At 64.6% G+C, this 12476-nt stretch carries 13 protein-coding genes and 2 tRNA genes; 7 read left to right on the forward strand and 8 right to left on the reverse strand.

Annotated elements, in window-relative coordinates:
- Positions 1–165: 165 nt before the first annotated feature.
- Positions 166–2223, forward strand: a complete 2058-nt coding sequence (locus ABID59_RS14220) for an ATP-dependent helicase (RefSeq protein ID WP_354083780.1) — start codon at positions 166–168, stop codon at positions 2221–2223.
- Positions 2224–2311: 88 nt separating this feature from the next.
- The gene (locus ABID59_RS14225; RefSeq protein WP_354083781.1) at positions 2312–3343 is read left to right on the forward strand and encodes an LLM class flavin-dependent oxidoreductase; all 1032 of its coding nucleotides are present in this window, start codon (positions 2312–2314) and stop codon (positions 3341–3343) included.
- A 117-nt stretch (positions 3344–3460) separates the two neighbouring features.
- Here the strand turns inward: ABID59_RS14225 and ABID59_RS14230 are convergent.
- Positions 3461–3546 (reverse strand) — tRNA-Tyr (locus tag ABID59_RS14230).
- A 206-nt stretch (positions 3547–3752) separates the two neighbouring features.
- Between ABID59_RS14230 and rlmB the strand changes: the two genes are divergently transcribed.
- Positions 3753–4583, forward strand: a complete 831-nt coding sequence (gene rlmB, locus ABID59_RS14235; RefSeq protein WP_354083782.1) for a 23S rRNA (guanosine(2251)-2'-O)-methyltransferase RlmB — start codon at positions 3753–3755, stop codon at positions 4581–4583.
- A 256-nt stretch (positions 4584–4839) separates the two neighbouring features.
- Here the strand turns inward: rlmB and ABID59_RS14240 are convergent, their stop codons facing one another.
- Together ABID59_RS14240 and ABID59_RS14245 are read right to left on the reverse strand one after the other, a co-directional pair.
- Positions 4840–5331, reverse strand: coding sequence for a hypothetical protein (locus tag ABID59_RS14240; RefSeq protein ID WP_354083783.1), 492 nt, complete (start codon positions 5329–5331; stop codon positions 4840–4842).
- A 44-nt stretch (positions 5332–5375) separates the two neighbouring features.
- Entirely contained in the window at positions 5376–5861 is a 486-nt protein-coding gene (locus ABID59_RS14245) for a hypothetical protein (protein WP_148750264.1), read from the reverse strand.
- 305 nt (positions 5862–6166) lie between these two features.
- Here ABID59_RS14245 and ABID59_RS14250 point away from each other — a divergent pair, with 305 nt between their 5' ends.
- Together ABID59_RS14250 and ABID59_RS14255 are read left to right on the forward strand one after the other, a co-directional pair.
- Positions 6167–6619 carry a hypothetical protein gene (locus tag ABID59_RS14250; RefSeq protein ID WP_354083784.1) on the forward strand — a complete coding sequence of 151 codons (453 nt, stop codon included), beginning with the start codon at positions 6167–6169 and terminating at the stop codon, positions 6617–6619.
- 172 nt (positions 6620–6791) lie between these two features.
- Positions 6792–6866 (forward strand) — tRNA-Thr (locus ABID59_RS14255).
- 17 nt (positions 6867–6883) lie between these two features.
- Here the strand turns inward: ABID59_RS14255 and ABID59_RS14260 are convergent.
- From ABID59_RS14260 to ABID59_RS14280, 5 genes are all read right to left on the reverse strand, one after another.
- Positions 6884–7303 carry a GFA family protein gene (locus ABID59_RS14260; RefSeq protein WP_354083785.1) on the reverse strand — a complete coding sequence of 140 codons (420 nt, stop codon included), beginning with the start codon at positions 7301–7303 and terminating at the stop codon, positions 6884–6886.
- 169 nt (positions 7304–7472) lie between these two features.
- A complete protein-coding gene (locus tag ABID59_RS14265; RefSeq protein WP_354037243.1) occupies positions 7473–8180 on the reverse strand; it encodes a class I SAM-dependent methyltransferase in 708 nt (235 codons plus the stop codon).
- 173 nt (positions 8181–8353) lie between these two features.
- Positions 8354–9073 carry a class I SAM-dependent methyltransferase gene (locus tag ABID59_RS14270; RefSeq protein WP_354037245.1) on the reverse strand — a complete coding sequence of 240 codons (720 nt, stop codon included), beginning with the start codon at positions 9071–9073 and terminating at the stop codon, positions 8354–8356.
- 266 nt (positions 9074–9339) lie between these two features.
- Positions 9340–11037, reverse strand: a complete 1698-nt coding sequence (locus ABID59_RS14275; RefSeq protein ID WP_354083786.1) for a methyl-accepting chemotaxis protein — start codon at positions 11035–11037, stop codon at positions 9340–9342.
- A gap of 192 nt (positions 11038–11229) precedes the next feature.
- Positions 11230–11403, reverse strand: coding sequence for a hypothetical protein (locus ABID59_RS14280; RefSeq protein WP_187434724.1), 174 nt, complete (start codon positions 11401–11403; stop codon positions 11230–11232).
- Positions 11404–11508: 105 nt separating this feature from the next.
- Between ABID59_RS14280 and ABID59_RS14285 the strand changes: the two genes are divergently transcribed.
- Both ABID59_RS14285 and ABID59_RS14290 read left to right on the forward strand, forming a co-directional pair.
- A complete protein-coding gene (locus ABID59_RS14285; RefSeq protein ID WP_354083787.1) occupies positions 11509–11904 on the forward strand; it encodes a hypothetical protein in 396 nt (131 codons plus the stop codon).
- Between the two features lie 316 nt (positions 11905–12220).
- Positions 12221–12475 carry a hypothetical protein gene (locus tag ABID59_RS14290; RefSeq protein ID WP_148750186.1) on the forward strand — a complete coding sequence of 85 codons (255 nt, stop codon included), beginning with the start codon at positions 12221–12223 and terminating at the stop codon, positions 12473–12475.
- The last annotated feature ends 1 nt before the right edge of the window (position 12476 follow it).

Below are 12476 nucleotides of genomic sequence, written 5' to 3' on the forward strand. Positions count from 1 at the left end.
TCCATGCGGCGGCGGATCAGACGTCCGCCAAAGGCCAGGAACCAGAAGTAGGACGCATATTGCGGGGCAAACGCCCTCTCCCCTAAATCCTTGGGTGACTTGCGTCCAGCCACATTGCGGTTCGCCTGAGGATCGTTGATTCTGCAGACTTCATCGGGGCGATTCGTGACAACCTATCTGGACACGCTCAATGCGGAGCAGCGCCGCGCCGTAGAGCATGGCGTGGCCGATGGCGCGACCGTGGGCGCCCCCCTGCTCGTCATTGCCGGCGCCGGCTCCGGCAAGACCAATACGCTCGCCCACCGCGTCGCGCATCTGATCGTCGCCGGTGCCGATCCGCGCCGCATCCTGCTGATGACGTTTTCCCGCCGCGCGGCCGCCGAGATGGCCAGCCGCGTCGAGCGCATCGCCCGAAAAGTGCTGGGCGAGAACAACGCCGCGATCATGCGCGATGCGCTCACCTGGGCTGGCACTTTCCACGGCATCGGCGCGCGGCTCCTGCGCGAATATGCCGAGCGCATCGGCGTCGATCCCGCCTTCACCATCCACGATCGCGAGGATTCCGCCGACCTGATGAATCTGGTCCGGCACGAACGCGGGTTGTCGAAGACGGAGAGCCGCTTTCCGGCCAAGGGCACGTGCCTGTCCATCTACTCGCGCTGCGTCAATGCCGAGATGGAGATCGAGAAGGTGCTCGGCCAGCATTATCCCTGGTGCGCGGGCTGGGCCGCCGAACTGAAGGGGCTGTTTGCCGCTTACGTGGAGGCCAAGCAGGCCCAGCACGTGCTCGATTACGACGATCTCCTGCTGTACTGGTCGCAGATGATGAGCGACACGCTGATCGCCGACGAGATCGGCGGCCGCTTCGATCACGTGCTGGTCGACGAATATCAGGACACCAACCGCCTGCAATCCTCGATCCTGCTGGCGCTGAAGCCTGATGGACGCGGGCTCACCGTGGTCGGCGACGATGCGCAGTCGATCTATTCGTTCCGCGCCGCGACCGTGCGCAACATCCTGGATTTTCCGCAGAGCTTCTCGCCGCGCGCGGAAATGATCACGCTCGACCGCAATTACCGCTCGACCCAACCGGTGCTGGCGGCGGCCAACGGCGTCATTGGCCTCGCGCGCGAGCGCTTCACAAAAAACCTCTGGACCGACCGCATCTCCGCGCACAAGCCGCAGCTCGTCACCGTGCATGACGAGGCCGACCAGGCCCGCTACATCGTCGAGCAGGTGCTGGCCAATCGCGAGCAGGGCGCGCTTCTCAAGCACCAGGCGGTACTGTTCCGGACATCATCGCATTCCGGCCCGCTCGAAATCGAGCTGACCCGCCGCAACATCCCCTTCGTGAAATTCGGCGGACTGAAATTCCTCGACGCCGCGCATGTCAAGGACGTGCTGGCGCTGCTGCGCTTTGCCGAGAACCCGCGCGATCGCGTCGCCGGTTTTCGCATCCTGCATCTGCTGCCGGGCATTGGGCCCGCGACCGCGCAGCGCGTGCTGGACCAGATGGCCGAGAGCATGGACCCGCTGCATGCGCTCGGCCAGCTTCCGGTGCCGCCGCGCACTGGCGCTGACTGGACGGGCTTCGTCCGCACGGTCGAAAACTTGCGCTACTCGGAATGGCCGGCCGATCTCGAGCGCGTGCGTCTCTGGTACGAGCCGCACCTCGACCGCATCCACGAGGATTCCGAGACGCGCCGCGCCGATCTGATGCAGCTCGAGCAGATCGCGAGCGGCTATTCATCGCGCGAAAAATTCCTGACCGAACTCACGCTCGATCCGCCGAACGCGACCAGCGACAAATCCGGGCCTCCTTTGCGCGACGAGGACTATCTGATCCTCTCCACCATCCATTCCGCCAAGGGCCAGGAATGGAAGTCGGTGTTCGTGCTCAACGTCGTCGACGGCTGCATGCCGTCCGACCTCGGCGCCGGCACCAGCGCCGAGCTCGAGGAGGAGCGCCGCCTGCTTTACGTCGCGATGACGCGCGCCAAGGACGATCTGCATCTCGTCGTGCCGCAACGCTTCTTCGTCCATGGCCAGCAAGCCAGGGGCGACCGCCACGTCTACGCCTCACGCACCCGCTTCATCCCGGAGCAGCTGGTCTATCTGTTCGAGCGCGCCGCCTGGCCGAAGGCCGCCGCGGCAGGCGCGCGCGCCGCATCGCAAGGCCCGAAGATCGACATCGGCGCGCGGATGCGAGGGATGTGGCGGTAAAACGGAAACCGAGCATTTCCGCGAATGCCCTTGTGGCTCGGTGGCCATCCATTAAGTCTCGACGATCCTCCCCACAGAGACCTGATCGATGACCGCACCGCTCGAATTCGGACTTGATACCTTTGGCGACGTCACCAGGGGCGCAACCGGCAGCATGCTTCCGCATGCGCAGGTGATCCGCAACGTCCTCGACGAGGCGGTGCTGGCCGACGAGCTCGGACTCGACTTCATCGGGCTCGGCGAGCATCACCGTGCCGATTTCGCAATCTCCTCGCCCGAAACCGTGCTCGCCGCGATCGCATCGCGCACCAAGCGCATTCGTCTCGGCTCGGCCGTGACGGTGCTGAGCTCGGACGATCCGATCCGCGTATTCCAGCGCTTTGCCACGATGGATGCGCTCTCCAATGGACGCGCCGAGGTGATCCTCGGCCGCGGCTCGTTCACGGAATCCTTTCCGCTGTTTGGCTTCGACCTGCGCAAATACGAGGACCTGTTCGAGGAGAAGCTCGATCTGTTCGCCGCATTGCTGTCGCAGAAGCCGGTGAGCTGGGAAGGTAAGCTGCGTCCGCCGCTGAGGGATCAGCTGGTCTATCCGCCGGTCGAGAACGGAACGCTCAAAACCTGGATCGGTGTCGGTGGCAGCCCGCAATCCGTGGTGCGCGCCGCGCATTACGACCTGCCCCTGATGCTCGCCATCATCGGCGGCGATCCCGAACGCTTCGCGCCCTACGTCGATCTCTATCACCGCGCCTTCAAGGAGTTCGGCCGCCCCGCGCAGCCGATCGGCGTGCACTCACCCGGCTACGTCGCCGAGACCGACGAACAGGCCCGCGAAGAGCTCTGGCCGGACTACAAGGCCATGCGCGACCGCATCGGCCGTGAGCGCGGCTGGCCGGCGATGGGCCGCGACGAATTCGTCAGCGAAGCCGAGCACGGCTCGCTCTATGTCGGCTCGCCGGATACGGTCGCGCGCAAGATCGCCAGGACGGCCAAGGCGCTTGGCATTGCACGGTTTCAGCTGAAATATTCGGCGGGGCCGTTGCCGCACGAGAAGCTGATGAAGAGCATCGAGCTCTACGGGCGGAAGGTGGTGCCGATGGTGAAGGAGATGCTGGGGTAGCATTTGGAGACAGCCCGCCTGCGCCCATCGGGCTACGGCGTGGCAGCCTTCGCTAGCTTCGCGCAATAGTCATCTTGGCTGGCCTGCCCAGCCGAAGCTCGCGAAGTGAGCGAAGGCTGGTGGGGGAGGCAGGACTCGAACCTGCGAAGCCATAAGGCGGCTGATTTACAGTCAGCTCCCTTTGCCACTCGGGACACTCCCCCGCTCGACGGCAGCACAATCGGGCCGGACCTTGCCGGCGACCGAAGACGGCCATGGAACGTGAAGGCCGCGACAGCCCGGATGGGGGCGCGACCGGGCGCGTTTATGGGCGATGCGGTGGGGCAAAGTCAACCGAGGCGAACAGCTAAAATCGCCCTCGAAGCCACCCAAATTGCCATATTCCGGGACCCGTGACACAAGCGAGCGCATGAAGGATCGAAAATTCACCCCAAGGGGCCCCCGCGGCGGGGCTAAGCCCTTCAACAAACCGGGAAAATCGGCCGGCCGGCCGGCCTGGCGCGACCGCGATTCGCATGCCGACGGACCCGTCATCCTCTATGGCTGGCACACCGTCACGATGGCGCTCGCGAACCCGCAGCGACGGATCCGCAAGCTGACGCTGACCGAGAACGCCGCCCGGCGCCTGGCGGACGAGAACATCGAGACCCGGATCGCGCCCGAGATCGTTCGGCCCCAGGAGATCGACCGGCTGCTGTCGCCCGACGCCGTGCATCAGGGCCTGCTCGCGGAGGCCGATCCCCTGCCCTCGCCCGACATCGAGGATTTGGCGCTGGAGGGCATGGTGCTGGTGCTCGACCAGATCACCGATCCGCACAATGTCGGCGCCATCCTGCGTTCCGCCGCCGCGTTCGCGGTGAAAGCGATCGTCACCACCGCGCGCCACAGCCCGGAAGCGACCGGCGTGCTCGCCAAGGCCGCCTCCGGCGCGCTGGAGCTGGTGCCTGTCATCACCGTGCAGAACCTCGCCCGCGCGCTGAACGAGTTGAACGACAGCGGCTTCCTGACTGTCGGTCTGGACAGCGAAGGCAGCGAGGACCTCTCGGACGTCACGCTACGCGAGCCGCTCGCTCTGGTGCTGGGTGCCGAAGGCAAAGGCTTGCGGCAATTGACTCGCGAGACCTGCAGCGTCGTGGCGCGGCTCGACATGCCCGGCGAGATCAAGAGCCTCAACGTCTCGAATGCCGCCGCGCTCTCGCTCTATGTCGGCGCGAGCCGGCTCGGACTGATGAAGCGCTAGGCGTCGCTGCGCACATCCCGACGATGCCATCGTGCGCCTGTTTTGCCCGACGGGTCAAGCGAATTTCTGTTTTTCGGAAATGACAGGCTCGAACAACGAGCCAGTGCGCGATGATCACTCATCTCGATCTCGTTGCACTTCAAGTCCTTGATTTCGCTATCCGCGGCTACTGTGCATGGGGTTGTTTTGGAGACAAAACGAAACGCCCGTCCGCATCACGCGGACGGGCGCTTCATTGGGCTCAACCGATCAGAGATCAGTAATAGCGGCGCAGGACGCGGTGGCCGCCGTAATACGGCGCAGGCGCGTAGCGATGGGCGTAGCCATAGCGCGGACCATAGCCGTAATGCGTGCGCGGCAGATAGCCGTAGCGCGGGCCGTAGCCATAGCGATACGGACGGTAGTACGGGCGGTGATGATAGGGATAGGCAGCCGCGCGATAGCCATAGCCGTAGCCATAATTGGCGGGCGCGACGACCGCGTCTTCCTGGTAGGTCGGAGTCGGCGCGAAGGCACCCGGGCCAGTGTAGGTCGGGCCCTGGTTGACGTAGTAGTATTGCGAGCTCGGCTCGGCGAGGCGCTCATAACCGTAGCCGGCGCCGTAGCCGTAACCGCCGCAGCCGGTGTTGCAGCCGGAGTAGACCGGCGCAACCGGCTGGCACGGATTGAAGCCGCAGGCCATCGCCGGCGCGCTGCCCACGAACATCACGGCAGCCGCCGCGACCAGTCCTGAAATCATCTGACGCATTACTCTCTCCTGTTGATTTCCGTTTTTTTGGATTTTGACGCTTCTTAACCCGGCGGCTTGCCGGGCATCTCTGCATGCGGTCGCGGTCGAGGGCGCCGCGGATGGTCGTTGATCTCAGGCGCGAGGATCACCGGCGGCGGGTTGACCGGCACATCCATTTGCGGCGGCAGCGGCGCGGATGACGCGCCCCAGCTCTGGTGATAGCTCTCTGCCGGCTGCGGCAATCTGCGGTTCGCGGGCGGCTCGATCTCGAGGCGGCCATAGCCGGGCTGCAAGCCCATGCTCGGATAATAATGGCCGACATCGGAGGGCTGCCGCTCGGCCACGTAGCGCCCGCCATAGATCGTGGGCTGCACCTGGAGGCTCTTGCCCAGGCCCCAGACACCTTCGACGACGCTGTAGGACGCATCGATATTGTTGATGATGATGGGCACGCCGGGACGGCCGGGCACGACGATATCGAAGCCGCCGCCGGCAAGAGCCGTTGCGGGCAGTCCGATCAGAAAGGCTGCGAGCGCGAATGCGCGCATGGAAGGATTCCGGTTATGCGGAGCACAACCTAACGGATTGCAGCATAGAGAGGGTTAAGGACGGCTGACCAAATTCCGGTAAGCCTAACGCGTAAGGATCGCGCGGCGCTCAAATGCTGCGAAGCACGCTAGTGAAGCGTTAACGGGAGAGACAGCCGTTGCATCGCTCACGTAGACAAGGTTGCCTGGCACAGATCTCACATCCTGAGCGGGTTCACGTCGATGTGACCCCGCAGGCCAGAAAACGCGGAACGACAGCGTCAGATCGCACTTAGCACAGGTCTCAACAACATGGAGAAAATGCCATGACAAGCCTGAAGCTTCTTGGCTTGGCCGCAATCGTTGCGTCCACGCTGGCCACACCAGCCTTCGCGCAGACCGCGGCCGACAATTCGGCCCGCTGCACGGGGTTGTTCCAGGATCCCGCTTGCCAAAATCTCGGCCCCGCCAATCCCGCCACCGATCGCGCCTATCGCCGCCGGCACACGGCCCAGCGGCAAGTGAACCCGAACAATCAGGGACAATCGGGCTTCTGGCCGGTCGACGCGGCGGGGGCGGTGGCGGGCGCCGCCGTCGGCACCGCAGCAACGGTCGCCACCGCGCCGTTCCAGGGCTGGAGCAATTCCTACGCGAGCTACGACCGCAGCGGACCCGGCTGGTATGGCAATTGGGATGCCTATGCGGCCCGCAACGGCATCGTGTGCAGGCCCGGCACGTGGTTCAAGGGTGAAGACGGTCGGCAGCACCTCTGCCAGTAGGCCCAAAAACTCAATCGAAATGGCTCAGGCGGCACCAAAAAGGGGCCGCCTGTTTCATGCCGGCGGACGCCACTGCAGGTTCTGGCACTTCCCGGACAAGTCTGGTATTGCGACCGCGCACAAGCGGACGCGCTGGCGCCAGCCGGCAACCCGCATGGGTTCCTTGCGAGTGGCCGGCTTAGCTCAGCGGTAGAGCAGCGGTTTTGTAAACCGAAGGTCGGGGGTTCAATCCCCTCAGCCGGCACCACCCTCGATGCGCACCCGTCAGCCCGACGTCTTCCGCAGACTGCCTTGTTGGAGATGCTCGACGCCTGCGCCGGTGATCTCCACCCACACATGCTTCGACCGCTCGAACACCGATTTGATCGGCGCCGGGAAATTCGGATCCGCAATCACGCCGACGGCGACGCCGATCATCGCCGGCAGACTTTCGGCCTTCCAGTAAACGGTCGAGCCGCAGTCAGGACAAAAATAGGAACGGACTGTGCCGCCGCTCTCGCCGTGACGAGCATATTCCTTCGGCGCCCCTGAGATCGCGACGGCATCGGCCGGATAAAACGCGCCGACGCCAAATGGCGCGCCGGTCCGCCGCTGGCATTCGATACAGTGACAGGCCGCGACCCGACTGGTCGGCCCCGGGAGCGAAACTACAACTGCGCCACAACTGCATCTAGCATCGATCATCGACCACACTCCCTGCATTTATTGCTTCGATGTCCGGAGGTTTGAGTCCGGCGAAGTTCGCATGGCCTCATGAAACGGCGGATTTGGCATGCCCATTGTCGGAAAACGCGTGACGGGCGTGCTGGTCCTGCAGCATCGCGCGTCGCGACGATGACGGCCAAGCGGCCTGTCAGACGGGCTCTGCGCCGCCTTCGGGCAACTCATCGAGCCGCCAGAGCCCAAGGCTCTTGTCGCGCCAGCCGCCATTGCCTTCCTCGCAGCGCTCGTCGATCAGTTCGCGCGGGGGCGGCCAGTGGAACGGCGCCTTGATCATGTTGAGCGCGCGCCAGTCGCCGTCCTCGCAATCGCCATTGTCTTCCCACTCCGGAAACGTCGTAGCCAGCAAGAATTGCGCGCCGCTTGCGCGGAAGCGAGCGATGGCGTGCGCGATGTTCTGGAAGCTCAGATGCACAAGACAGTCGCGGCACAGGATGACGTCGCAACCCGGCAGCGGATCGCGCGTGATGTCGGCGACGAGAAAGCGGCCGCGCACATCCCCTCGCGCCACCCGCGCTGTATTGGCCGCGATCAGGGACGGCACGATGTCGATGCCGGTATAATCGACCTCGAGATTGGTGCTGCCGATCCAGCCCGCATCGCCACAGGGCGCATCGAGCAGCGAACGCGCGCCAAGCCGCTGCAACAGGCCGGGCAGCGTCTCGCGCATTCCCGCGGTGGCGCGATCCTCCGAGCCGAGGCCCGAGACCGAGGTCGGAGCCCCCCAGAGGTTGGTCCGCTGAATCCGCTCGAACCGCGTGGCGAGATCGAGGCCGGCAAAATTCTCGCGGTCGGCAACGAACCGCTCATGGGCAAGCACGGAGGGACGATGGGAGATCATCGGATGGGACTCGCGCCAAGATTCCGTCGCAAGCGCAGTATAGACCGAATTCGTGCCCTATCCGGGCAAAGCCCACGGCTTTGATTTCTCGGATACCGACCCGATGACATCAGATGCGATCGATCGCGTCACACAATTCTTCAAGGCGAAGCTCGCCGCCTGACCGCACCTGCTCAAGCCGGCTTCTGCCACTCCATAATATGAAAGAAGGGCACCCGGCGATGAAAGGCATTCCTGTCGGGATCGCCGCCTTTGGGCTCCGGCTCGACGAACAGGCGCAATTGGAGGCCGTGGTCGAGCAGCAGCGTCATGTAGGTGCTGAGCGGGCGATGCCAGTTCTGGATTCGGATGCCGCGCCAGGTCACCCAGGTCGACCGCTCGTCCATGTAGTGGTCGATAATGAAGCGCAAGGCGCCCTCGCCGTCACGTGTCCAGCCTTCGGGCGGACCGGCGGTGTTGAAGCTGGTCAGGTTGGCGATCAGAAGCGTACCGCCCGGCCGCAGCGCAGCCACCATCTTCGCGATCGCCGCAGCGAGATCGGGTATGTCGATCAGACTGAGATAGCTGACGACCAGGTCGAACTCCGCTTCGACCTCCATCGTCTCGGCACGGCCAAGCCGGTAGTCGCCATGCGGGTCGAGCTCCCTGGCACGCCCGAGCAACGCTTCGGTCGGATCAATGCCGGTCGTGCGGATGCCGGCATGCTGCATGATGCGGCAGAAGCGCCCCTCCCCGCAGCCGACATCGAGCGCGTTGCGGAAGCCGCGCCCCTCGAGGCGCGCCCGCATCGGTGCATCCAGCACAAAACGTCGGCCATAATCACCGTGCTCGCCCTGCTCGACGATCCACGCAGACGCGGACGCGGTCCAGCCGTCGCTGACATCATCGCTCATGGCCTAACCTCTGGAATGCATGTTGTCCGCTTGCGTCGCGGGGACGGCTACTGACCACGGATTGGATCAGAGTTCAACATCAGGTAGAGTGCAGGCACCATGCAGCCTTATACCAGCCGGGAAAGCGCCAAGATCATCGCCGGAGCGGTCGCGGCCGTGGTGGCCACGGTCTTCCTTTTCGCGATCGCGATGGCGCTCTTGCTGCCGCAATAGGAGCGGCGGCGTACCGGCGGCGCGAGGCCGCCGGACCCTGGATGTCGTGCGGCTCAGGCCGCGCGCACCGTCCGCAGGAATTTTCCGACTTCGTCCTTCAGCCGGGTGCTGTCGGTCGCCAGCATCTTCGCGGTCGAAAGCACCTGCGAGGACGCCGAGCCGGTCTCGGCCGCGCCGCGCTGCACATCGGTGATGTTGGTCGAGACCTGCTGGGTGCCGTGCGCCGCCTGCTGCACGTTGCGCGAGATCTCCTGGGTCGCAGCGCCCTGCTCCTCGACGGCCGCGGCAATGGTCGAGGACACTTCCGAGAGCCGCTCGATGGTCGCGGAGATATCGCGGATCGCGGTCACCGATTCCTGGGTGGCGTTCTGGATGCCGGAGATCTGCTGGCTGATCTCGCCGGTCGCTTTCGCGGTCTGCTCGGCCAGTGTCTTCACCTCGGAGGCGACGACGGCAAAGCCGCGGCCGGCCTCGCCTGCGCGTGCCGCCTCGATGGTGGCATTCAGCGCCAGCAGATTGGTCTGCCCGGCAATGGTGTTGATCAGCTCGACGACGTCGCCGATGCGCGTGGCCGCAAGCGAGAGTTCGCTGACCCGCTCGGTCGTGGTGCGGGCCTGGTTGACGGCTTCGCTCGCCATCCGCGCGGATTCCTGCACCTGGCGGCTGATCTCGTTGACCGAGGACGACAACTCCTCCGTCGCCGTCGCAACCGACTGGACGTTGCCGGTGGCTTCACCGGAAGCAACCGCGACGACTGAAGTCAGCTGCTGCGCGCGCTGAGCGGTGGTGGCCAGCGTCGAGGACGACGCTTCGAGCTCGGTGGATGCGGAGCCGACGGTATCGATGATCTCACCGACCGCACGCTCAAAACCGTCGGCCAGGTTGAACATGTCGCGGCGGCGCTGCTCGGCGGCCTGCTTCTCGGCTTCCACCTGCGCCGCCTTGAGCCGCTCCATCTCGAGCGCGTTGGTCTTGAATACCTCGACCGTCCGGGCCATCTCGCCGATCTCGTCGCGGCGGTCCTTCTCGGGCACCTCGGTCTTGAGGTCATTGCGCGCCAGGCCCTCCATGGCGAGCTTGAGCCGGGCAATTGGCTTCGACATCGCCACGAGACCGATGAAGAGCGCAATCACGATGCCGATGATCAGGCCGCTGGCGCTGACGCTCATCACGGTCCAGGTCGCGGATTTGGCGTCGCCCTCGATGGCTTCCTTGCGCTTGGTCACGGCCTTGGACGTATCGGTCGTGAACTTGGCAACGCGCTCGAGAGCCGCATCGATCAGCGGGTCACACTCCTTGTGAGCACGATCAGCGGCCTTGGCATTTTCCTCAGGGCTGCTTGCAGCCGCACCGGCCTGGAGCACCGGATCGCAGCCGGTAAAGGCGGCCGTCAACTGCGCGCCGACACTCTTCGTTTCGGCCGCTCTCGCCGGGTCGTCCTGCTCCGCAGCGTCCAGATACTGGCGAATTTCATTGCGGTTCTGGCTCGCAATCTTGAGGCGATTGGCGTTGCCCGCCTCGGTCGTCTCGGTGAACACCGCATAGAGCGCGGCGTGATAGGTCTCGATGCGGCGCTGGGCCCGCGTGAGGTTGAGAGCTGCCGACTGCATGGCGGTGAGTTCGCCGAAGCCGTCGACCGTCGCGGACAGCTCGCGAATGCCGAAGGCGGCAACGGCGACCAGGGCAAAGCCCATCACGGTCACGATCAACGCAACCTTCGACACGATCTTCAAATTGTTCAAAAAGCTCATCGCAGCCGCCTAATAATCTTTCGGTCCCCATTGACCGAAGCAGTCCCGGCGGCGGCATTGGAACCCGCCAACGTTAAAATTTGATACGAAATGACACGGGTAATCTTACGGGAAAATAGCCAGCGGGACGCCGCACGTAAGCCTCACGTAAGCTTCGATCGACTATGGGGCGCCCCGATCCGCCAGCGATAGCTATCGATCACGGATGGGGGAGATGCCATGCCCGTCGTCAGGCCCGGCATGGGCGCGCACCAGATCCTCGACGAACGCTATCACCTCCGCCCGCTTGTCGGGCGGCAATGACAGAAAGGCGCGTACGAGCCGCAGGCCCTGCGCTTCGTCCGACGGGTCGGCCCTGGAATCCATCCATCCATTGTCGGGTGTCCGGGAAAAATATGCAATCCCTTGCCGACAGCCTTCTTGATTCGGCGCTCAGGCTTTGATGGAATAGCTCCAACAGGGTGGTGGATCATGAAGTGGATCAGGGAGCGCGACGCACTGATCGCGCAGACACTGGCCTTCGTCCAATCGGTTTCCGGCAAGAAGGATGGCGCCCGTCAGCCGGATACCGCTGCCGCTGCGCCGATCCTGGCCGCGGAGATTGTCTCCGTCCAGACCGTGACCGTCGCGTTCGAGCCGCAGCAGGCCGATCCGCCGCCGCAGGTCGCGCCGCCGCCCCAACCGCTGCCGGTCCCCCCGCCACGGATGGCCGGCGATTTCCGCAGCGAAATGCAGGCGCGCATCGCTAACTTCAGAAAGCATCAGGAGCGCTTCGAGCGCGAGCGCGAGGAATATTGCGCGGCGACCCTGACCAAGCTGCGCGCCGCCATCCGCGATGCCGCCCCGCCGCCGCCGGCCCAGAAGTAGGGCCCGCCTGCGACCAAGGCCTTAGAGCCACGACCACACCAGCCAGAGATTGGCTGCACAGGCACCGAACAGTGCCAGCGTCAGGGGCAGAAGCATGTGCCCGCAGCAGGTTTTCAGGTCGGTCGACATGGCCGGAAACATCCGCTGATTCCGCCAAATGAGTCCCAAAGTTTCTTTTTTGGGGGATTCAGGACTCGTTAAGGGACTCAGGGCACGGCGCCCCTCCCCCCTTGATCAGGGCGGATCACGGCCCCGTGATCGGCTTGGAACCCTTCGCGCCATGAAGTCGTTAACGGGCTTTCCGGGAGCGGGAAGCATGCCCTACGCCCTGTTCTGCAACGACAGCCAGATCAGCAAGGCCTATCCGAGCGAAGCCGACGTCTGGAAACTCGCGCAACGGAGCGGCTTGGTCGTGGACCTCGGCACCGACGACGAGCGGCAAGGTCCGCGCCGGGTGCTCGACAATGACTATGAGATCAGATCATGCCGGGCCGCCCAAGGCGAGGACCCCGCCAAGAACAAGGCGGACGCCGAGCGGGAATCCAGGTTGGAGCTTCAGCTCAGCTCGTGAG

The sequence above is a fragment of the Bradyrhizobium sp. S3.3.6 genome, from assembly GCF_040546905.1.
In the GTDB taxonomy this organism is placed as follows: domain Bacteria; phylum Pseudomonadota; class Alphaproteobacteria; order Rhizobiales; family Xanthobacteraceae; genus Bradyrhizobium; species Bradyrhizobium cytisi.